At 35.0% G+C, this 23,250-nt stretch carries 20 protein-coding genes and 2 pseudogenes; 9 read left to right on the forward strand and 13 right to left on the reverse strand.

Translation table 11 applies throughout. The annotated features are described in order from the left end of the window. Positions 1–160 precede the first annotated feature (160 nt). From IPP64_05965 to IPP64_06005, 9 genes are all read right to left on the reverse strand, one after another. The gene (locus IPP64_05965; GenBank protein MBL0328956.1) at positions 161–847 is read right to left on the reverse strand and encodes a tetratricopeptide repeat protein; all 687 of its coding nucleotides are present in this window, start codon (positions 845–847) and stop codon (positions 161–163) included. A gap of 70 nt (positions 848–917) precedes the next feature. Beyond that, complete coding sequence (locus IPP64_05970) at positions 918–2,237, reverse strand: protein BatD (protein MBL0328957.1); 1,320 nt, start codon at positions 2,235–2,237, stop codon at positions 918–920. Positions 2,238–2,254: 17 nt separating this feature from the next. Next, the gene (locus IPP64_05975; protein MBL0328958.1) at positions 2,255–2,722 is read right to left on the reverse strand and encodes a BatD family protein; all 468 of its coding nucleotides are present in this window, start codon (positions 2,720–2,722) and stop codon (positions 2,255–2,257) included. Between the two features lie 66 nt (positions 2,723–2,788). Next, a complete protein-coding gene (locus IPP64_05980) occupies positions 2,789–3,469 on the reverse strand; it encodes a tetratricopeptide repeat protein (protein ID MBL0328959.1) in 681 nt (226 codons plus the stop codon). A gap of 49 nt (positions 3,470–3,518) precedes the next feature. Beyond that, a complete protein-coding gene (locus IPP64_05985; protein ID MBL0328960.1) occupies positions 3,519–4,559 on the reverse strand; it encodes a VWA domain-containing protein in 1,041 nt (346 codons plus the stop codon). Position 4,560: 1 nt separating this feature from the next. Then, on the reverse strand, positions 4,561–5,571 hold the full coding sequence (locus IPP64_05990; protein ID MBL0328961.1) for a VWA domain-containing protein: 1,011 nt from the start codon (positions 5,569–5,571) through the stop codon (positions 4,561–4,563). 15 nt (positions 5,572–5,586) lie between these two features. Further along, the gene (locus IPP64_05995; protein MBL0328962.1) at positions 5,587–6,579 is read right to left on the reverse strand and encodes a hypothetical protein; all 993 of its coding nucleotides are present in this window, start codon (positions 6,577–6,579) and stop codon (positions 5,587–5,589) included. Between the two features lie 64 nt (positions 6,580–6,643). Next, complete coding sequence (locus IPP64_06000) at positions 6,644–7,507, reverse strand: DUF58 domain-containing protein (GenBank protein MBL0328963.1); 864 nt, start codon at positions 7,505–7,507, stop codon at positions 6,644–6,646. Positions 7,508–7,620: 113 nt separating this feature from the next. Next, complete coding sequence (locus IPP64_06005) at positions 7,621–8,616, reverse strand: MoxR family ATPase (protein ID MBL0328964.1); 996 nt, start codon at positions 8,614–8,616, stop codon at positions 7,621–7,623. Positions 8,617–8,843: 227 nt separating this feature from the next. Between IPP64_06005 and truA the strand changes: the two genes are divergently transcribed. Further along, positions 8,844–9,602, forward strand: a complete 759-nt coding sequence (gene truA / locus IPP64_06010) for a tRNA pseudouridine(38-40) synthase TruA (protein ID MBL0328965.1) — start codon at positions 8,844–8,846, stop codon at positions 9,600–9,602. Beyond that, positions 9,595–11,366: pseudogene (locus IPP64_06015) on the forward strand (ABC transporter ATP-binding protein). Before truA ends, IPP64_06015 begins: the two are co-directional and overlap by 8 nt. Here the strand turns inward: IPP64_06015 and IPP64_06020 are convergent. Together IPP64_06020 and uvrA are read right to left on the reverse strand one after the other, a co-directional pair. Beyond that, positions 11,363–12,958 carry a tetratricopeptide repeat protein gene (locus IPP64_06020; protein ID MBL0328966.1) on the reverse strand — a complete coding sequence of 532 codons (1,596 nt, stop codon included), beginning with the start codon at positions 12,956–12,958 and terminating at the stop codon, positions 11,363–11,365. The pseudogene IPP64_06015 and the gene IPP64_06020 sit on opposite strands and share 4 nt — an antisense overlap. 9 nt (positions 12,959–12,967) lie before the next feature. Continuing rightward, positions 12,968–15,881 (reverse strand): annotated as a pseudogene (gene uvrA, locus IPP64_06025) (excinuclease ABC subunit UvrA). 323 nt (positions 15,882–16,204) lie between these two features. Between uvrA and IPP64_06030 the strand changes: the two are divergent. From IPP64_06030 to IPP64_06060, 7 genes are all read left to right on the forward strand, one after another. Continuing rightward, positions 16,205–16,807: a sigma-70 family RNA polymerase sigma factor gene (locus IPP64_06030; GenBank protein ID MBL0328967.1), complete on the forward strand. Its 603-nt coding sequence runs from the start codon at positions 16,205–16,207 to the stop codon at positions 16,805–16,807. Positions 16,808–17,031: 224 nt separating this feature from the next. Next, positions 17,032–17,220, forward strand: coding sequence for a hypothetical protein (locus IPP64_06035; protein ID MBL0328968.1), 189 nt, complete (start codon positions 17,032–17,034; stop codon positions 17,218–17,220). Positions 17,221–17,473: 253 nt separating this feature from the next. Further along, on the forward strand, positions 17,474–18,688 hold the full coding sequence (locus IPP64_06040; GenBank protein ID MBL0328969.1) for a tetratricopeptide repeat protein: 1,215 nt from the start codon (positions 17,474–17,476) through the stop codon (positions 18,686–18,688). Continuing rightward, complete coding sequence (locus IPP64_06045) at positions 18,685–19,353, forward strand: NAD(P)H-dependent oxidoreductase (GenBank protein ID MBL0328970.1); 669 nt, start codon at positions 18,685–18,687, stop codon at positions 19,351–19,353. The genes IPP64_06040 and IPP64_06045 overlap by 4 nt, the downstream gene beginning before the upstream one ends. Before the next feature lie 86 nt (positions 19,354–19,439). Continuing rightward, positions 19,440–20,039, forward strand: a complete 600-nt coding sequence (locus IPP64_06050; GenBank protein MBL0328971.1) for a hypothetical protein — start codon at positions 19,440–19,442, stop codon at positions 20,037–20,039. Between the two features lie 43 nt (positions 20,040–20,082). Further along, positions 20,083–21,021, forward strand: coding sequence for a tetratricopeptide repeat protein (locus IPP64_06055; protein ID MBL0328972.1), 939 nt, complete (start codon positions 20,083–20,085; stop codon positions 21,019–21,021). 35 nt (positions 21,022–21,056) lie between these two features. Then, a complete protein-coding gene (locus IPP64_06060) occupies positions 21,057–22,400 on the forward strand; it encodes a hypothetical protein (GenBank protein ID MBL0328973.1) in 1,344 nt (447 codons plus the stop codon). Between the two features lie 8 nt (positions 22,401–22,408). On the opposite strand, the gene IPP64_06065 is transcribed toward IPP64_06060, so the two are convergent. Together IPP64_06065 and IPP64_06070 are read right to left on the reverse strand one after the other, a co-directional pair. Beyond that, on the reverse strand, positions 22,409–22,609 hold the full coding sequence (locus tag IPP64_06065; protein ID MBL0328974.1) for a hypothetical protein: 201 nt from the start codon (positions 22,607–22,609) through the stop codon (positions 22,409–22,411). 46 nt (positions 22,610–22,655) lie between these two features. Next, positions 22,656–23,192, reverse strand: a complete 537-nt coding sequence (locus IPP64_06070; protein MBL0328975.1) for a hypothetical protein — start codon at positions 23,190–23,192, stop codon at positions 22,656–22,658. Between the last annotated feature and the right edge of the window lie 58 nt (positions 23,193–23,250).

The following is a 23,250-nucleotide window of genomic DNA, read 5'->3' on the forward strand; positions in this document are numbered from 1 at the left end:
GAGAGTAACTTATAATGTTTAATCCAATCAAATTAGATACAAAATAGATACAAAAAGATAAGGAAAGGTTGCATCCGTATCTGATTTTGTTAAAAATATGGAGATAATATTGAAGTCTGCGCTATTATTGGATTAACAGGGCGAAAGAAGAGGTGAAAATTTAGATTTTTGAGATAAATTTGGACTTAATCCAACCAACATTTCCATTGGCAATTTTTATCTCTGTCCATTCGGATTGCTCCTCGGTAATTTCAACTTTTGTCCCTTCATGTAATATGAAGAGTTTTGTCCCTTTTTCATCAGGTGAACCTGTAATGGTAGCTGTTCCTGATATGACAATCGCGTTTGAACTGTTTTTTGTAAGTTCGTATTTGTCTTGCGCAACGAAATACAAGAAAATGCTCAATATAAAAAGAAGAAGTCCTACGAAAAAACCCAGCTTTTTTAATCCACTTCGGTGTGAAGTGATGTAAATTCCAATGAAAATCAATGCTGCAACAAAAAATAAAATACAGCTAATTGACCAGGCTTTTTCACTGAAAATATTCACAATCCCATTTTTCCATTCGGATAAAAAGAGCTGTGGTGCCGCATCAATCTTATCCTCCGTTTTTTGATTGGCTAATTTTAAATTCATCACCAAGTCTTCATCATCGGGATTAAGTAATTTGGCTTTCTCATAATTTAAAATGGCTAAGCCGATGTTGTTGGCTTTATAATGTGCATTGCCGAGGTTAAAATAAAGTTCCGAAGATGCTTGGTTGGAATCGATGATGCGATTGTATAAATCAATAGCTTTTTGATAATCGCCTTTTGCATAAGCAGAATTGGCGCTATCAAATGTCATTTCATTTGTATTCGCAAAAGAGGAATTGCAAATGAAAAGAGCAATAAAAATTATATGCAAGAATTTGTGATTAAACAATTTCATCTTCAATTTTTGTAATGAGTTCAACAGTATTGTCGTAAATTCCTTTTAAATCACCGGATGCAGCACTTGGAGCATATCTTGCAAACTCACAATTATCAAGGGTTGTCATCAGTTTTTCAATAGTTGGTGCGGAAACACTTCTGCTTTTTAACGTTTCTGAAATATGCTCTTTGTTTAATTCGGCAACAGGTAAATTCAACTTATCGCTGATATAGCCATAGAGTGATTTGAATATTTCAATGTAAAACAGTTCTTTGTTGTTTGAATTTAAATGCCCTTCGGCAACTGTTAGTCGTTTGCGAGCCATTTTGGTCGCTTTTCTGCTTTTTACGGCAACACCATCTTTATTATCTGCGATGTTTTTACGTCTAATAAAAACAAATGCAATGAAACAAAGTAGGGGACTGATTAAAAGTGAATAGAAGAGCGCAGAACCAAAGAAAAAATGCTCTTTATCTTTTAAGTTCGTTGTTGTTTTGATGTAACGGATATCGTTACCCAACACTTTAATATCTTCTTTTGCATTTGTTCCGCCAATCACTGTTGCAACAGTCCCATCTCCTTTGTCTACATGTAAATTAAACGTAGGGGAAGGGAGTGTAATGTATTCTTTTTTTATAGGATCGAAATAACTGAAGCTAAGCGGTTCAATGGAGTATTCGCCCTCGTGACGAGGTATAAAAAGATAGTCGAAGGTTTTTGAACCACTGATTCCACTATTTGTTACAGCAATGTTTTCACTGGTTTTTGCATCGTACGTCTCAAAATCTTCAGGAAAATTTACTTTTGTCGGCTCAACTAATTTAATGTTTCCTTTACCGGTGAGCGTTAGTGTAAGGTTAACAGCATCATTTGCTTTTACTTTGTCTTTTGACATTACTGCTTTATACGTATAGCTACCAACTGCTCCTGAAAAACCTTCCGGTTTTCCTTCTTCAGGTAATGCCATCACATCTATTGTAACAGGTGAGCTTTTTAACGGATACAAAACCTCTTCGTAGCCACCACCTATAATTTGTTCAAAAATATCTCTTGGTTTGCGTTTTGATTTTTGACGAACAATGCACTCGATTTCAAAAGGGTCGATGGTTAATTTACCTGCATGTTGCGGAATCAAATACGTTTTGTGAATTTCACCCACAACATACGTAATGCCATTTATGGTTTCATTGGTTTGTTTGGTAGCTTCTTTGTTTTTGATTTCTTGAACAAAAAAACCATCATAGGCAGGGAGTTTAGATAAGCCTCTGATCTGCATTTCTAAGCGCGTATATACTTTAAAAGTAACTTCAATTACCTCTCCCATATATACTTTTGATTTGCTTACACTTGTTTTTGCAAAATATTATCTCCAATATCAGAGCTGGTTGGTTTTGTTACATTCTGATTGCCGGAATTGTTATTTGAATTTCCTGAATTTCCTGCTCCTTTTGTAACTTCAATTGAAACGGGATTTGATTGAATAACTTTGCCACCGGAACTTACCGAGGCGGCACCAATCGTAAATTTTCCTTCTTTTTTTGCTCCGATAACATACGTTAATGAAGAAGATTGTGTTACCGTTCCATTCACAATGGATGTGCTGGAAGATTGATAAGGGCCTTCATAAATTTCGAAATCATTCATTGCAGGTAATTTGAAATTGTTACCTGGTCCACTTAATGAAAATTGTATTTGAAATGCTTCGCCTACTGCAACTCTGTTTGAGCTAACAGAGGTCGTCAGCTTTTGAGCCAACAAATAATTGGTCAGAAGTAAAAATAAAAATGCTATGTAAACGATTCTTTTCAATTGCTTTTTTGCCAATTGTGACTTTTTCTTTTTAGTTTAAAACAATCACCATTTTAGTTTTGTTTTCTACCAATCTTTTTCAATTTCTACTTTAACACCTTTTGTTTTCCCTTTCTTCATTTTATCTTGAAGGTTCTTCTCGTCATTTTGTAAGGCGTCTAATAAGCGTTGAGCATCTTCTTTCGAAATTTTATTCTTTTGTTCTTCTTGTTTGTCTTTATTTTTATCCTGTTCTTTTTCTTTCTCTTCTTTTTCTTTCTTTTCCTTCTCTTTGTCCTTGTTCTCTTTTTTATCCTCTTTCTTTTCTTTGTCCTTTTTTTCTTCTTCTTTCTTTTGTTGTTGCTGTTGTTGTTTTAAATATTGCTGTGCATAAGCTAAATTATATCTAGTGTCTGCATCATTCGGATTGTTTTTTAAAGCATTTTTATAAGCATCAACACTTTCTTGATATTTTTTAGATTTCAATAAGGCATTTCCCAAATTATGAAATGCTTTGGCAAGTGTGTCTTTTGACGTAGCTCTATGGGTTAATAATTGAAATTGGTTGGCAGCTTCCTCATATTTCCCTTGTTTGTAGTAGGCATTTCCTAAGTTAAATGATCCTTTATAGGAATCTTTATTCTTTGCTAAAGCCTTGTTGTATTCTTTTTCTGCTGTCACATAATCCGATTTCTGATACGCTTCGTTTCCGTTCTTGATATGTTTTTTTTCTGATTGGGCAGAGGTGAACAAAGGAAATGCAAGCATTAGAATAAACAATGCGTTTATCCAATATAAATTAACCGGTATGTATGGGCTACTTCTTTTCATTTCCAAATAAATTCAAGCGTTGATACAATTTGCTTTTTCGCTCTGTAAGAAGGGTTTCAACAAGAAGAAGCAAAAATGCTCCCGCAATAAACCACTGAAATCGATCTTCGTAATCACTATACATCTTGCTTTCAAATTGTTTCTTTTCCAATTTGTCAATGGCATCCAGAATGTTGTTTAATCCAGCATCCGAATTGGTTGCGCGAACATAAATTCCATTGCCGGCTGCGGATAGTTCTTGTAACATTTGTTCATTCAATTTTGTCACAACCGTATTGCCTTCTTTGTCTTTTTTGAATCCCTCACGGACATTGTTTTTATAGATAGGGATAGGAGCACCTTCGGCTGAGCCCATTCCAATTGTATGAATGGTAATGCCTTTTTCAACAGCTGATTCAGCCGCATTAATTGCATTTTGGTCATGGTTTTCTCCATCGGTAATAATAACGATGGCTTTGTTTTTTCCTTCGTCTTTACCAAATGAATTCATCGCCATGTCAATTGCCTTTCCAATATCTGTTCCTTGGGTAGGAATAAGGTCGGTGCTGATGCTTTCTAAGAATAGTTTTGCAGCAGAGTAATCCGTTGTAATGGGAAGTTGAACATACGCTTCCCCTCCAAATACAATAATTCCGATACGGTCACCTTCTAGTTTATCAATTAACTTTGAGAGTGCTTGTTTGGATTTTTCTAATCGATTGGGCTGCAAATCTTCCGCCTTCATACTGTTAGAAACATCTAAGCAAATCATTAAATCCGCTCCTTTACGTTTCACTTCTTCTAATTTACTTCCTACTTGTGGGTTGATTAAACCAACAATCAGAAGCGCAAATGCAAGTAAATACAATACATTTTTCCAGATTCGTTTTGTTTTAGAAACATCCGGGAATAATTGCTGTACAATGTGAATGTCTCCAAAAGATTTTATTGCTTTAGTTCGCCATCTGCTAACCAACCATAAAGCAATCACCAGAATTGGGAGAATTCCGAAGGCATAAATGAAATATGTATTTTCTAATTGAAACACGTTAGGATATGCTTTTTAGTATGGTGTTTTTTAATAAAAATTCAATCAATAATAAAATTACTGCGGCAATTGCAAAGGGTAAAAAATGTTCTGATTTATTTGTAAAGTTCTTTTCTTCAAAGATTGTTTTTTCCAAACGATCAATCTCTTTGTATACCTCTTTCAATTTATCGTTGTCTGTTGCTCTGAAATATTTTGCACCGGTCATGTCCGCAATTTCTGTCAATGTTTTTTCATCAATTACAACGTCCGCATATTCATAGGCGTAACTTCCATCCGGATAAATCCCCGCAAAAGATAACGCCTTACCCATTGTTCCTAAGCCAATGGTATACACTCGAATTCCAAATGCTTTTGCAATTTCTGCAGCAGTGATTGGTGCCACTGAGCCTTGGTTATTAACCCCATCAGTTAATAAAATCACCACTTTGCTTTTTGCTTTACTGTCTTTAATCCGACTTACAGACGTTGCTAATCCATTTCCGATTGCTGTTCCATCGGCAAGCATACCTAACTTTATCCCGGTAAATAAATTCTTAATCACATCGTGATCGGAGGTGAGCGGACATTGAGTAAAACTTTCTCCACTAAAAATAACTAAGCCTATTCGGTCATTTGGACGGCTATCGATGAATTTAACGGCTAATTCTTCGGCTGCTTCCAATCTGTTGGGTTTAAAATCTTTCGCGAGCATACTGGACGAAATATCCAGTGCAATCACAATATCAATTCCTTCTGTTTTTACATCTTTGAAACTTGAACGGGATTGAGGGCGCATCAACACAAGAATTAAAGCAGAAAGCGCAGCCAAACGAATTACGATTATCAAGTGACGTAAATATTGCTTGAACGAAGGTTTGATTTTTTCGAAACCACTAAATGAAGAAGTCTTTATTTCTGCTTGTATTGATTTATTTTTGAATAGATACCAAACGAGAATCATCGGAATTACGAGAAATAACCATCGTAATTCTTTGTTTGCAAATGTGATATCGTTAAAAAAATCAAACATTAGTGGTATATGCTATTAATTAATTTTTTTCTTATCAGTTATTTCTTCGTCTTTTTTTGTACCATTGATAAAGGCATAACTATTACTCATGCTTAAATCATTTTCGGTTGGTAACGGTTGCTCTTTGGCAAATTTTACTAAGTCCGCCAAAAGCAATACTTGTTTTAGTTTCGACTTGCTGTCTTCATCAATTGCTACGTTTCTAAAACCGAATAAAATTTCATCTGTTGTTTGCTCCATCGCCTGAATTTTATAACGATTTTCAATGTATTCACGGATAATGTCGGTAAGCTGACTATGATATAATTTCAACTTGCCTTCTTGCCAAAGGTTTTGTGTTTTAAGGTCATCTAATTTTTCAAACGCAATGATATGTGCTGGGATTTTCGGTATTTCTACTTCAACCATTACCGGTTTTACTTTTCGAGTATATTTGAAAATCAATAAAAGAATAACGATAACCAAAATTGCGCCCAGTATTACCCAAACTACAAGCATATTGTCTTTTATCCAATCCATCCAGTTGTAGGTTTGCTCGTAGGGCTCTTTAATATCTTTTATTGCTTGGGTAGTATCGACAGTCATGGTACTTACTTGCAGTAACAAAGGATCTGTGTATACACCATTGGTATCTCCGGCTAAAAATTTAAATGGAGGAATTGCCCAATATCCCGAATCAAAAGATGTGATGCTTAGGATTTGTGTTTGTGTAAATAAAAACGGATCATTTTTGTCAACGATGGTATCAATTTTACTCTGACTCACCACTTCAACTTCTTTTCGAATGGTATCCGCTATTTCGGGCCACAATACTTGAATGCGTTTTCCATTGTCTACTCTGTATTGGATACTTAATTCTAATTTTACTTGTTGTCCAATTTGAATCTCATTGCTGTCAAGTTTAGCTGTAGCTTTTATTTTTTGTGCAAAGGAAGCAACAGGAATAGCAAGCACAACCAGCATCAGTAATGCAGGAACGATAATTTTAAAGTTTAACTTAATATTCATTTTTATTCGCTATTCTTCTTTTTTTGTCAACTTAATCTGCTATTCGGGAGGCCGGTTTAATACCTTATCTGCGTTTAAATAAATTTGTCAAAGGAGGAATGTATGATTCTTCTGTATTAATATTTGCTGCATCCACACCACTTTTGTTAAATGTGTCTTTTAAAAATGCTTCGTGTTTTTTTGCATTTACAACGTATTGCGTTCTTACTTTTTTGTCAGATGTGTCTATCCATTTCAATTGACCGCTTTCTGCATCCACTAATTTTAATAATCCAACATTCGGTAGTTCTAATTCTCGTTTGTCATAGATGCGCAAAGCAATTAAATCGTGTTTTTTGTTGGCAATTTTCAGTGCATCACTAAATTTCGAGTCCATAAAATCAGAAATGACAAATGCAATGCTTCTTTTTTTAATGACACTTGTCAAATACTTTAGTGCCAGTTCAATATTTGTTTTTTTATGCTCCGGTTTGAATTCGATTAAGTCACGAATAATTCTTAGAACATGTGTCTTTCCTTTTTTGGGAGGAATGAATTTTTCTATTTTATCAGTAAAAAAGATCACACCAATTTTATCATTGTTTTGAATGGAGGAGAAAGCAAGAACAGCACATAACTCGGTTATTAAATCCTGTTTTAGTTGTTTTCTTGTTCCAAATTCACCCGAGGCACTTACATCAACTAAAATCATAACGGTCATTTCACGCTCTTCTTCAAACACTTTTACAAATGGAGAATTAAAGCGGGCGGTTACATTCCAATCGATGGAACGAATGTCGTCTCCGGGCTGGTATTCACGTACTTCAGAAAATGTCATTCCACGCCCTTTAAAAGCACTATGATACTCTCCGGAAAATACTTGGTTGGAGAGACCACGTGTTTTTATTTCAATCTTTCTTACTTTTTTTAAAAGCTCACTTGTTTCCATATAACGAATAACGAATCTTTACGAATATTACGAATAACGAATCTTTACTAAATTCTAAAACCTGTTTTTAAACACCTAGATTTGAAAATTAGTTTTGATTGGTTATCTGTAAATTATGGCACTTCAACTGTGTTTAGAATCTCGTTAATGATCATTTCTGAAGTGATGTTTTCAGCTTCTGCCTCATAAGTTAAACCAATACGGTGGCGCAATACATCATTACAGATAGCGCGTACATCTTCAGGTATCACATACCCTCTTCGTTTGATAAATGCATAGGCTTTGGCAGCCATCGCTAAATTGATGCTCGCACGTGGAGAGCCTCCGAAACTGATTAATCCGGCAAACTTGTTTAATTTGTATTCTTCAGGGAATCGGGTAGCAAAAACAATGTCAACAATGTATTTTTCAATTTTTTCGTCCATATAAACATCCTTCACAACTTTTCGCGCACTGAGGATGTCTTCCGGTTTTAAAATCGGATTTACGGTAGGGTATTGGCTTGCTAAATTTTGACGAATGATTTTTCGTTCATCCTCTTTGCTCGGATAACCAATCACTACTTTTAGCATAAATCGATCTACTTGTGCTTCAGGCAATGGGTAAGTTCCTTCCTGCTCAACTGGGTTTTGTGTTGCTAATACTAAAAATGGGTTTGGTAACTGAAAGGTTTGTTCACCAATGGTTACTTGCTTTTCTTGCATTGCTTCAAGTAAGGCACTTTGAACCTTTGCCGGAGCACGGTTAATCTCATCAGCTAAAATAAAATTCGCGAAAATTGGACCTTTCTTTACAGAAAATTCTTCCTTTTTCTGACTGTATATCATTGTTCCTACTAAATCGGCAGGAAGTAAATCGGGTGTAAACTGAATACGGTTAAAGTCAGCATGAATACAGCTGGCCAACGATTTTATGGCTAATGTCTTTGCCAATCCTGGAACCCCTTCGAGAAGAATATGTCCGTTGGATAATAACCCAATCAGCAAACGTTCAACCATGTGTTTTTGACCCACAATTACTTTATCCATTTCCATGGATAGCAAGTCAACAAAGGCACTTTCCTTTTGAATGCGCTCGTTCAATTCTTTGATATCAGTCATTTGTTTGATTTTTTTGTTCTGCAGGAGCAGAATCGTTTAGCATTTTTAGTTTGTGCAAAATTAATACAAACCTACGCGAATAGGGTATTGGCGCTGTTAAAAATTGTTAAAGTAAATAAGTGAATTGGTGTAATTCAGATGGTTAGATAAACAATTTCGAGCATTAATTTCCTTACATTTGTCCTTCCTCTTCTCGATTGCTTTCGGGATTGCTTTGGACGACTCTCACTATGTTAATGAAACGTTATTTTATTCAGCTTTCATATAATGGAACTGCTTACCATGGTTGGCAAGTTCAGATAAATACGTTTTTGACAATTCAACAAGTTATAAATGAAATGCTCTCTAAACTGTTGAATGAAGAGATTTCGGTGATGGGTTGTGGGCGAACGGATACAGGGGTACATGCATCGGATTATTTTGCGCATTTTGACACCTCCGTGGATTTACTTGCGGATGAAGCGAAATGGGTTTTTAAATTCAACCACGCCTTGCCTCCGGACATCGCAATTCATAAAATTTTAAAAGTGAAGGAGAATGCAAATGCGCGCTTTGATGCCATTGCAAGAACTTATCAATATGTTATTAATAGAAAAAAAGATCCTTTTCGAATCAGCAGTTCATGCTTTATTTACGGTGATTTGAATGTTCTTGAAATGAACAAAGCTTGTAAGATATTGTTTGATTATAGTGATTTCTCAGCTTTTGCTAAAAGCAATACACAAACCGGTTCAAATATTTGCAAACTCTATAAAGCAGAATGGAGAGAAGAAAATGATTTATTGATTTTTACAGTTTCCGCGGATCGTTTTTTAAGAAACATGGTGCGGGCAATTGTTGGAACCATGTTGGAGGTTGGAAAAGGAAAAACTACGTTGGCAGAATTTAAAGAAATCATTGAAAGTAAGAAACGTTCAAATGCTGGATTGTCAGCTCATGCATGTGGATTGTATTTAATAAAAGTAGATTATCCGAAAGATTATTTTAATGTCTAAAGAGAAGAAAAAAACAATTATTGGAAAAGCAGTTGATGTAGCGATTCTGAAAAGGATATTTACCTATGTAAAACCCTATCGCAAAAATTTTGCGTTAGCTGTTTGTACGACTATCTTTCTAGCATTTCTTTCTCCGGTTCGACCAATCTTAATTCAATATACGTTTGATCATTATGTAGCGACACCCAATCCTTCCATGTTGTTGATCATGACAATGGTATTGGTTGCATTGCTTGTTTCTGAAGCTTTGATGCAGTTTGTGGATTCCTATTTAACCAATAGCTTGGGACAAAAAGTAATTAAAGATATTCGCGTTCAATTGTATAAACACATTCTGAATCTTCGATTGAAGTATTACGATAACAATCCCATTGGAATGATGGTGACACGTGCCGTTTCTGATATAGAAGTAATTGCTGATATTTTTTCTAACGGTTTGATTGTTATTATCGGTGATATTTTAAAAATTGTAGTGATTGTTTTTGTGATGTTCTTCATCAATTTTAAATTAACCATCATTGCACTTACAACAATTCCTTTGCTACTGATTGCTACTTATATTTTTAAAAAGTCCGTTCAAAAGTCCTTTCAGGACGTTCGCACACAGGTAGCACGTTTAAATACGTTTGTTCAAGAACATATTACCGGAATGAGTATTATTCAAATTTTTAATCGCGAAAAAGCGGAATACAAAAAATTTGATAAAATCAATAGACTGCATCGCGATGCAAACATTGATTCGATAATGGCGTATTCCATTTTTTTTCCGGTGGTTGAGATTCTTTCTTCTTTGGCATTGGCATTAATTGTATGGTGGGGTGGAAAAGGTGTATTGGAAGGACAAACAACTATTGGGCAATTGATGTCCTTCATTATGTTTTTAAACATGATGTTTCGCCCCATTCGTCAACTTGCGGATCGATTTAATACCTTACAGATGGGGATGGTTTCGTCAGAGCGTGTTTTGAAAGTATTGGATACAGTTGAAATTATTCAAGACAATGGAACGAAGCAAGCTGCCGGATTCAAGGCAATGTTGACTTTCAAGATGTATGGTTTGCTTACAATGATGAAAATTGGATTATAAAAAACATATCGTTTTCTGTGAAAAGCGGGGAAACAATTGCCCTTGTTGGTGCAACTGGAGCCGGGAAGTCGTCTATTATTAATCTACTCAATCGTTTTTATGAGTACAACAAAGGACGTATTTCCATCGATGGCATCGATGTTAGAGATTATGAATTAACTTCCTTGCGACAAAATATTGGTGTGGTTTTGCAAGATGTATTTTTGTTTTCAGATTCCATCGCGAATAACATTTCTTTGAATAATCCTGAAATTACTCGGGAAGAGATTGTTGCTGCAGCTAAAATGGTAGGAGCCCATGAGTTCATTAGCAAATTGCCGAATGGTTATGATTACAATGCGATGGAACGTGGCGGTATGTTATCTGTTGGACAACGCCAATTGATTTCATTCATTAGAGCTTACGTTTATGATCCAAAAATTTTAGTACTGGATGAAGCTACCTCCTCCATTGATACCGAGTCGGAGAAATTGATTCAAAATGCAATTGAAATCCTTACAAAAGGAAGAACATCCATTGTCATTGCTCACCGGTTGGCAACCATTCAGAAAGCAGACAAAATTATTGTGATGGACAAAGGCGAAATTATTGAAATAGGAAATCATCAGGAATTACTGAAACAAAATGGACAATACAAACGATTGTTCGAATTGCAATTTAAAGAAGAGCTAGCCTAACGACTTCCAAACTGTATGTTTAACTCCGCTTTTACAGCCCTCACAAATTGAGGATCCGGTTTAAATCCCATCCTCATCGCCATTTGTAAATCATACGAACAAGCTTTGATGTTTTTCATGTAATAGTAGGTTAATGCTCTGTTGTAATAGATACTTGCATCCTTTTCATTCAGTTTTAAAGCTGTTGAATAATCCGTAATCGCTTCCTCATATCGGTTTAGCATTCCATATGCATTCGCACGGTTGGTGAGTGTCTTTGAATCATTTGGTTTGTAGCGTAACGCAATTGTGTAGTCTTCTATGGCCTCACTTGATTTTCCAACTTTCGTATAATAAACCCCTCGGTTGTATGCAGCATTCCATTGGTTTGGATTTTGTTTCATTGCATTGTCCCATAAGGTAAATTCGTTTTTCCATGTATCCAAGTGGTAAAAACCGGAGAAGGAAATAATAACTAAAAAAACTCCTAGAGCATATTTTAGATAATCGTTATTGAATTTTTTATTCCAGAAATGAGCAATAAGAAGTGCAATTCCGAACATTCCGAAGTACATATAACGGTCAGCAACATTCGAATAGCGTTGGTAATAAAATGTGACCAATCCAATAACCGGTAATAACGAAAAAACAATAATGGAGTAGGAGGTAAAAAGTGTTTTGTAGTTTGAGCGTTTAAGAAACAAAAACAGAAATATTCCTGCTGTTAGGATAAGTGCGGCATACATCTCCCAACCTTTTACAATTGTCTCCGGTGTTATTCCATAACAAGCAGAAAGATTGAATGGCAAAATGATTTTGTAAAAATAAAAGGCAATCGAGTAGCTGGCAACGAGTGGACGTTGCGCTATCGGAACAATAACGTTCATGATCTCGTTTGTTTGGCTGTTGCTTGTTAAAAGCAAAATGGGGATGAATAATATAAACCAAATGATAATGGCTTTTAATGCTGTTTTAAAATGATTCGTGTAAAATGCCCAGATTAGTATCAATGCAACAAAGGGCAAAGCAACGGCAGACGGCTTGCTTAATAATGCCAAAACATAAAAAAGTGTTGCAAGTATAAAGGAGCGTGAACGTAATACGGTTTTGAAAGAATCAAAAAAATCGATATTTTTTAATAAAACATAAATGGAGAGCAAACTAAAAAATACGGCCAAAATACCTCTGAACTCAGATACCCAGGCGACACTTTCAACCTGAAGCGGGTGGAGTAGAAAAAACAAAGTTCCTGCAAATGCTGCCGGACTGTTTTTAAACAACAGCATTAAAATCAAGAAAACAAGAATGGAATTGGAAGTATGAAAGAGGATATTGGTGAAATGAAAAAGTTTAGGATTCAACTCTTTCTTAAATTTGTTATAAGATAACTTTTTTACACCTGTCCAGATGGTATACGTCACTGGAATGTACATTCCATCGTAGGGTTTTGCCCAAATGTTGGCAAGATTGCCTTTCATTACATCCTCATGCCGTGTGAGATGCGAAAGCTCATCGTCCCATACAAATTCATGATTTAATGTTTTTCCAAAAAATAGAAACGATATTAAAATGATTAAAACAACAAATGTTTTTGTAGGGATTGTTTTAGGCATGTATCTGTTTTAAATTTTATCTTTTAGATATTGGCCAGTGTAGGATGCCTTGCAATTCACTAAATTTTCAGGAAGACCTTCAAATACAATTGTTCCTCCTGCATTTCCCCCTTCCGGTCCTAAATCAATAATCCAATCAGCACATTTAATGATTTCTGAATTATGCTCAATAATGATTAAAGAATGCCCTTGTTTGATCAATGCATTGAAGGCATAAAGCAATTTAGAAATATCATGAAAATGCAATCCTGTTGTAGGTTCGTCAAAAATAAACAAAGTTGGAGTACTGCTATTTTGCCCAATTCCCAAAAATGAAGCGAGTTTGATACGTTGCGCTTCACCACCGCTCAAGGTGCTGGAGGGCTGCCCTAGGTGCACATATCCTAATCCTACATCTGAAAGTGGCTGTAGTTTCTGAATGATTTTCTTTTCAGTATTAGATGGTCGTTGAGGCAAGTTAAAAAAGTCGATGGCATCATCCACCGTCATATTTAAAATGTCAGAAATGTTTTTATCCTGATATGTGATTTCCAGAATATCTTGTTTGAATCTCTTGCCATTGCAGGCCTCGCAAACCAGATGAATATCCGCCATAAATTGCATTTCAACTGTCACTTCGCCTTCCCCTTCGCACACTTCACATCTTCCTCCATCGACATTGAACGAAAAATGGGAAGGTTTGTAGCCTCTGTTTTTGCCAACGTTTGATCCGCAAATAAGGTACGAATTTCATCGTATGCTTTTACATACGTTACAGGATTCGAACGAGATGATTTTCCAATCGGATTTTGGTCAATCATTTCAACGGCACCTATGCTTTTGTAATCCCCATTTAATTTTTCAAAACTTCCGGTGGCTTCTCCAAAACCTCCATGAATCTTTTTTAATGCAGGATACAAAACACGTTTTACCAAAGATGTTTTTCCTGAACCACTAACACCGGTTACCACGCACATAACATTTAAAGGAAATTTTACATTCACTCCTTTTAAATTGTTTTCTCTTACTCCCAATAGTTCAATAAAGTGATTCCAATTTCTTCTGGAGGAAGGTACCGGAATACTTTCTCTGCCGGTCAGATACAATGCGGTTAAACTTTTTTCTTCCTTTGCCAATTCTTTATGAGTGCCTTGGAATACCAATTCTCCTCCATGGGTACCAGCAAGCGGACCGATGTCAATCAGTTGATCGGCAGCACGCATGATTTCTTCATCATGTTCAACAACAATTACAGTATTGCCAATATCGCGTAACGAGTTAAGGACTTTTATTAATCGTGTGGTATCACGTGAATGTAGCCCGATACTGGGTTCATCTAAAATGTACATGGAGCCCACCAAGCTGCTTCCCAAGGATGTAGCCAAATTAATTCGTTGTGATTCACCACCGGACAAGGTGTTGGACAAACGATTGAGGGTTAAATACCCCAACCCGACATCATCTAAAAATTGCAAACGATTTTTTATTTCAACTAAAATTCGTTTGGCAACTTCTGTTTCGTAGTCGGTCAATTTTATTTTTGAGAAAAAGCTTAAAGACTCCTTAATGGGCATTAATACCACATCATTAATCGAGTGTTCAGCAACTTTTACATAGGTCGCATCTTTCCGAAGGCGGGTACCTTGGCAATCGGGGCAAGTTGTTTTTCCTCTGTAGCGAGACAACATCACTCGGTATTGAATTTTATAGGCTTGTGATTCCAAATGCTCAAAGAAGGCCGTTAATCCTTGGAAATATTTGTTTCCGGTCCACAGTAACTTTTTTTCTTTTGCAGTTAAATCGTAAATGGAACGGTGAATTGGGAAGTCAAATTTATGCGAATTGGTAACTAAAACATTCTTCCATTCACTCATCTTTTCACCTTTCCAACAAACAATGGCATCTTCGAAAACAGAAAGGTTTTTGTTGGGAATCACTAAATCCTCATCAATACCGATAACGGTACCAAATCCTTCACAATGTTTACATGCACCAATAGGGTTATTGAAACTAAAAAATTAGTGGATGGTTCTTCGAACGTCATTCCGTCCAGCTCAAATTTATTTGAAAAAACTCTAAGTTTTTCGCTAGTATGAGCTTTCTTTTCTTCTTTTGACTTTTGACTTATAACTTTTGATTTGCTCTTTTTGTCAGTATCTGAAATTTTACTCGTTACTTCTTCGTTCAGTATCATCTCAATTGCACATTCACCGTCACCTTCATAAAAAGCAGTCTGAACAGAATCGGAAATTCGATTTTCATTATCTTCATCATCTGGACGAACTGTCAACCGATCAACCACAATATAAATTTGATCTTTTTCAGAAAATTTTGCTGCAACAAAGTCTTCTATCTTCGAAACAATCCCGTTTTGCTGAACGCGATTAAATCCTTGTTGCGCGAGTAATTCTAATTGCTTTTTGAACGTTTTATCCGCTTGCTTTTTGACTGGTGCAAGAACCAGAATTTTTGTTTCAGGAGCTAAAGCTTGAATGTATTTAGAAACATCATTAACAGTGTCACGTTTAACTTGATTACCGGAAATGGGTGACATTGTTTTGCCGATGCGTGCATACAACAGTTTGAGGTAGTCGTAAATTTCCGTTGAAGTCCCAACAGTAGAACGCGGATTTCTTGAATTAACCTTTTGCTCGATGGCAATCGCAGGTGAAATACCTTTAATATAATCTACTTCCGGTTTATCAATTCGTCCAAGAAACTGGCGAGCGTAGGAGGAAAGACTTTCTACATAACGTCTTTGGCCTTCTGCATATAAAGTATCAAAAGCAAGGGACGATTTTCCAGAACCAGAAAGTCCGGTTATTACTACTAACTTATTTCGAGGAATAGCAACATCAATATTTTTCAAATTATGCACTCGGGCACCTTTAATGATGATGTATTCTTTTGAATTGAGGTCTTCTATATTTTTAGGCTTAGCCATTAATTGTGTAAAATGTATGATGAAAAATGTGAAAATTTGAGAAAGTGACCGCTATATTTCACTCATTTGTCTCAAAGGCTCGCAAAATTAATCAATTTCGTTTTGTTTTTAGGGATATGTAATGTATATTTGTTAAAGCAAAAGAAATTATTTTCATTTCAACGCAACATTTGAACAATTTCTTCGTTAAACAATTCATATTTCAATTTATTATTCACCCGAGGCGATTTAACAAAATTTGTAAAAAGCCTTTAAAAACTGAAGAACCATAAGGAAAACCTTTACTTTTTTATAATTAATCATTACATAAAAAAGGAGGTCCTATGCCTATTCAACAGTTTGTTGACGATCAAGAACTCGTTAATCAGTACATCAAGGGTGATGAATCAGCACTATCTTTATTGATTACACGCCACAAACGTAGAATTTTCAGCTACATCATGCTTACTGTTAAGGACAGAGCATTAGCAGAAGATGTTTTTCAAGACACCTTTATTAAAGTGATTAATACCTTGAAAAAAGGGCATTATAACGAAGAAGGTAAATTTTTGCCTTGGGTATTGCGTATTTCCCACAATTTAATCATTGATACCTTCAGAAGGGATAAACGTATGCCAACTATCAGCGGAGGAACGAATGATGAAGGAGAAGAATTTGATATTTTTAGCGTATTGGGCGTGTATGATAAAACGGCTGAAGAAGAGATTATTCAATCTCAAGTGCGCAAAGATATCCGTAAGCTTGTAGAGGCCTTACCTGCAGAACAAAGAGAAGTTTTGATGATGCGTCATTATTATGATATGAGTTTTAAAGAAATTTCGGAACAAACCAATGTGAGTATTAATACTGCTCTCGGTCGTATGCGGTATGCTTTGATCAATCTCCGCAAGATGATTGAGGAGAAAGAGTTGGTTATTAGTCTTTAAATTAGAAATCATTTTGGTTGAATGGGTTAATTAAGTTATAAAAAAGGGCTGTTTCTTTGGGAGCAGCCCTCTTTTTTATTGAAAGTCTTTGTAGTAATGTCTTTTCGACTACCCTTTTTTTGTCATTTCGACCGCAGCGGAGAAATCTTTTATGTTTTTTTACCCTTTATACAATATTCCAGAATTGGCTTCGTTATCCTATCATAAACCTCTAAACAAACTGAATGAATAAAACATCTACTAAAAAAATTATTGAACCAACGAGTACCGAAATGAATGAAAAAAATGATGATAGCAAAGAGTTTCCTTATGAACCAGGAAAAAACGTCATCAACAACATTCTGAACTATTCAAAAGCGCTCTCCATCCGCAAATCTAAAAACGGTGAACAGTTCGAAATGGTACTAAACTAAGGTCAAAAGAATTTGAAAAAGCCCCTCCGAGATATTCGGAGGGGCTTTTTTTTGGTTATATTTGAATGGAATCTATTATTTTTAGAGTGTTTATATGACACAAAGAACATACTCCTTCTTAATTGTTTTCACTTTTCTATTTTGCATCTCTTCCGATGCACAAATAAGTTACTACGATTCTATTCTTCAGCTCTCGAAAACCACCAAGGTTGATACTCTAAAAGTTCGCTTATTAAATATATTAAGTGAAGAGTTGTGGCAAATTGGCGATTATAAACAATCCAACGCATTTGCTGAAGAAGCACTTACAATGTCAGATAAAAACATTATTAAGGCCAAAGACAGTTCTTACCGTATTTTCTTAAAAGAAAAAGCAAACGCGTGTAACAATCTAGCCATTATTAATCGATTTTTAGGAGATTATTCCGATGCTATCAAAAATCATTTAGCTGCACTAAAAATACGTGAAGAAATTGGTGATAAAAAAGGAGTAGCACGTTCCTACCTTGGTATTGGATCTATTTACAATTTTATGGGTAAAAACACTGAAGCTTTAGACTATAAGTTTAAATCTAAAAAAATATTTGAAGAAATTAATGATTCTGCGGGAATGGCTAAGGTTTATAATCATATTGCATATATTTTTTATGACTTAAACAAATACGATTCAGTTGACAAATACAATAACAAATCCTTAATGATATATTTGAAAAATTTGAATATCCGTGGGATGGCTGATGTGTATGATTTGTTTGGGTTAACTTATCTTAAGAAGAAAGAGTATAATACTGCAATAGAAAATTTTAATACTTGTTTACAATACCGAACAATGTTGTTTTCTCAAAATGAAATTGCAGAATCCAACATTTTTTTAGGCTTGGCACATAAAGAAATCAAAGACTATGGTAGGTCCTATAAATATTATAAAACAGCTTTGTCACTTGCCAAACTTATTGGAAGTAAGGAGCATCAGAAAAATGCGTATAAAGGGTTGTATGAGTTGGATAGTATAAAAGGAGACTTTACTTCAGCTTTTGCAAATCATAAGTTATATGTTACTTATCGTGATAGCTTGGTAGGACTGAAAACTTCTGAAACAATTACCCAGCTTCAAGGTCAATTTGAGAATGAAAAGAAAGAACAGATTCGTGCAATGGAAGAAAAACAAACTGAAATGAAACGGATGGCAGAAGAAAAGGAACAGAAAGTGATTTTATACGCTGTATGTGGCGGTTTAATATTAATGGTTGTTTTGGCGATTGTTATTTATAGAGGTTCCAAACAAAAACAAAAAGCGAATATAGAACTACTCGCTAAAAATGAGATTATTGAACAACAAAAGAATACAGTTGAAGATAAACAAAAAGAAATTATTGATAGTATTCGATATGCAAAGCGCATACAAAATTCATTGTTGCCCACCGAAAAATATATTGATAAATCATTTAAACGATTAAAAGACAAATGAAAAAGGTTTTTATAATTCACGCACACCCTGAGCAAAAATCTTTTTGTTCTAGTCTAAGAATGCACGCAAAACAGCATTTTACTTCTAAAGGGTATGAGGTGAAAGAAAGCGATTTATATAAAATGGGGTTTAATCCTGTTGGTGGTGCAACTGATTTTACATCCGTTAACAATCCTGACTTTTTTAAATATCAAATGGAACAGGTAAATGCTCATACCAATAATTTGTTTGTCCCCGACTTAAAAATGGAGATGGAGAAGCTGGAGTGGTGCGATATACTTATTTTTAATTTTCCTTTGTGGTGGTTTGGTTTGCCGGCAATTTTAAAAGGCTGGGTTGATCGCGTATTTGCAATGGGGGTGGTTTATGGAAATGGAAAAGGGGTTTATGAAAATGGTACCTATAAAAATAAGTTGGCATTTATCACCATGACGACCGGTGGTCCGGAAATAGCTTACAATGGTGGTAAAAATGGGGAATTAGATACGATACTTTTCCCAATTCAGCATGGTATGTTCTATTTTGTGGGAATGACTGTTTTGCCCCCATTTATTAGCTTTAGTCCAGCTCGTAAATCAGACCCGGAATTGAAGGCCGAATTAGATAGATATTCGGACTATTTAAATAGCTTGGACATACTATCTCCCATTTACAAAGCTTCTTAAAAATAAAAATGCGTCATTTAACTATTATTCTTACCTTGTAAAAGAATATAAATCTATAATTGAATAACTCTTTAAAAAACTGCTTTATGAAACGAATTTTAGTCGTTGCTTTTTTATTCTTTTCTGTTAATACAATTTTCGCTCAAGATTTTATGGATAAAATTGTAAAAAAGACATGTGAGTGTTTGGATAATATTTCAGATACCTTACCGGAAGATCGATTTAACATGGAATTAGGATTGTGTATGTTAGATGCAGCAAATCCATATAAAAAACAAATCAAAAAGGAATATGGTATTGACTTAGAAAATATCGACACAGAAGGAGAACGATTAGGTCGGATCATTGGTCTCAAAATGGCCGGTGCTTGTCCGAATTCATTGGTGAAAATTACAAATCGGGTAAAAGTGGATGAACCGCCTCCTGTTGATGAATTGTCTGTTGTGGGCACTGTAACTAAAATCGAAGATGATTTATTTGTTGTCATTTCATTAAAAGATGAGCTTGGAAAAATTACGAAATATTATTGGTTGGGCTTTATTGAAACCGCCAATGATTTAACGGGTTCATACTCCTCTCTTCAAGGGAAATCTATTCGTATTACCTACATCAATCAGGAGTATTTTGAGCCTAAATTGAAGGAGTATCGACAATTTCCGGTTATCAAAAAAATTACGATTTACTAAACAGCAGAAGCATTACTATTCACTAAATTTATTTTAAGGTCAAATGAAAAAACTACTCCTTGTAATTGTGTTGTTCATTCCTACAGCCTTGTCCTTTGGGCAAACAGCCGAAGAGTTTGATGCGATGGCTGATAAAAAAATAGAAGCAAAAGATTTTCAATATGCAATGGTTATGATTGATAAAGCCATTGCTTTGGACTCAAAAAATCAATGGTATTTGCTAAAAAAAGCTGAAATTCAATTTGCTTTATCAGGACCTAAAGACGCCTTAAAAATTGTTGGAAGAGCAATTAAATTAGACGAAAAAAATGCGGAAGCATATAGCAGGGCAGGGGTGTATTATGATTCAAGTGGAATGACGGATTCAGCTTTATATATGTATAACCAAGCAATCAGCCATGCTACAAACGACACCTCGAAACATTCCTACATTATGAACAGAGGTACCGCTCGATTAGGTAACAGAGATTTTAAAGGTGCTGTGAAAGACTTTGAGACAGTTTTGGCTTTCGATCCAGTTAATATTGCTGCCCTAAACAATGTATCTGCCTGTTATGGTGATTTAGGTATGATGGATAAAAGTATCCAGAGTTTAAAAAAGATCATTGTTCTTGATCCATCATTTATTGGTCCATATGTCAATTTGGGATTTATTTATGCAGACACGGATAGTTTGGATTTAGCGCTCAGTTATTTTAATAAAGCACTTGCAATTGATTCCCAAGATGCCTTAATTTATAATAATCGTGGATATGTGTTTTATAAGAAAGGCGATTATACAAATGCTTTGAAAGATATTAATCTCTCTATTAAATTGTATCCAACCAATAGTTATGCCTATCGAAATCTAGCGCTTGTTTATCTTGCACAAGGCAAAAAAAAGGAAGCTTGCTCAGTTCTCGAGTACGCCAGAGATTATGGCTTTGAGCAGCGCTATGGCCCGGAAGTAAATGAATTAATGAAAAAAAATTGTAAGAAATAGTTCTCGGGTTGAAGATTCGGATAGGCATATGTCTTTTGTTTATTACTGCTTGGGTAAATTGTTCTGTTGCCCAAAATGATTCAATTCGTTTTCTTGAATTATTAAATAAATATCCTCTAAACGCCAGTATTGAAAAAAAACGTGATTTTGTCAGGGAACTTTATGATAGCATCAAAGAGAATGGCAACCATCAACGAACCTATTATTTTTTAAAAACAGCGTCTCGTTTTTTTAAAGAGAAAAATGAGGTGCTAACCTCTGGAGCCACACTTAATTATTTAGGCCTTTTTTATAATAATATTGGGAAGTATAATGATGCTATCCAATCTTTTTCATCCGGAATTTCTTTGTTGGAAGAGTATAAAAAGAAAAATGAGAACATCAATGAAACTCATTTGGTATTATACTTAATTTACCTTAATTATGGGAATACATTTTATTTTTTGGATGAGCCAAACAAGGCACTCGTCTATTACAAAAAAGCATTGTTTGAATTAAAAAACAAAACGAATTTAGATCATTCCGATAGTCTGAAAATAGCTCAAGTATTTAATAATTTCGGAATTACTTATAGTTTAAAAAAGGATAATGAAACGGGGAGGTATTATTTTAAAAAAGCCCTGGAAATGAATACGCAGTTGCGGGATTCGATTCGTATTGCGAATGTGTTAAGTAATTTGGCAAGTTTGCATTCGAATGAGAATGAGATGGATAGTGCATTAAGTAAATATTTTGTTGTAAAGCAGATTTATGAAAAAACGCAGAACAAAACGGATATCGGTTTTATTAACGGACAAATTGCTTCTGTTTATCTGGATATGAACAATCCTAAAACGGCTTTGTCATATGCACTTGTTGCTTTACAGTATTGTGATACAACGGCCTATTCACATGAACTTGTAAGCACATATGATGTGCTCAATAAGATCTATGGCAAATTGCTCGACTACAAAAATGAAGTGAGATTTTTACGTCTCTATACTGCTGTTTCAGATTCTGTCAACAGAGAAGAAACCATTAATGAAATTAATAGGAAGGAATTGTTACTGCAATTTAATACCTTGCATGTAACTGACAGCATTAAAGCTGCAGAAGAATTAAAGCGCAAAGATTTAAGTGTACAAGCTAACAAACGGCAGAATTATTTTTTAATTATCGTTTTGCTCCTCACATTCGTAGCTTTGGGCTTGATTTATTCTCGATTTAAAATAACGAAAAAACAGAAGGGTATTATTGAGATTCAAAAGGGGATTGTAGATGATAAGAATAAAGAAATAACGGATAGTATCAATTATGCGAAACGGATACAAAATTCGTTGTTACCTACCGAAAAATATATTGATAAAACCATTAAACGATTAAATAAGAAGTCCACTTAATCGAGCAGTTAACTATTTATAAAATACGTGTTTATTTTTCGAGAATATTCAATCGCTACACCTTGGTGTTTCATCTGGTTGACGAGCCGAAATAATGTACGTTCCGAAACGCCAATTTTATTTGCTAATTCCTTTGGTGTTCCCGTTGCATTTCGTTTTGCTAAGTTGCGGATACGATGAAGCCGTTCTTGATATTCGTAAATTTTCATAACGATGGATTTACGACACAGGAGCGAGTGTCAGGTGTAATTTAAATTAAACTGAATAAGCTTGATTAGGTTTAACTATGAAATCAAGACTCTGAATAACCACTATTGGTTTTTTCTTTCGGTGATAAAAGTATATTCTTTTGTGATAGCCTAGAAAAAATAAGTACTTATTTTTTTTGCTGGATATTTTTAAACTCATTCTTCCACCTAAATAGGCAAACGGAAGAAATACTAAAACAGAGCAAATAATAACCCAAGTGGGATGTGCCAATGAAATTAAGCTAAACATACCAACACCCATAAAAATGCCTCCCAGCGACATGGCTTTATTCATTTTGTTATCAATTGCAATAGAGGAGGCGATAAGTCCGCCAACAAAACATGCCAAGGCATAATTCAGCAGTATAATTAAGTGCAAGGAAACGGGGGCGTTTGTGACGAAGGATTTAAATGCTTCCGGGTCGTTCATGTTTATTCCTTCCGGCAATGGATTTAGGATATGAGCCAATGCCTCACCAATAACAATGATGATGATACTAACGACCACACCGACAACAACTGCAATTAAGTTTCTAAATTTCATAACTGAACTATTTATTTCAAAGATAAAAAAAAGCCCCGAGGAAACCTCGAGGCTTTAA

The organism is Bacteroidota bacterium, from assembly GCA_016722565.1.
Lineage (GTDB): Bacteria > Bacteroidota > Bacteroidia > 2-12-FULL-35-15 > 2-12-FULL-35-15 > 2-12-FULL-35-15.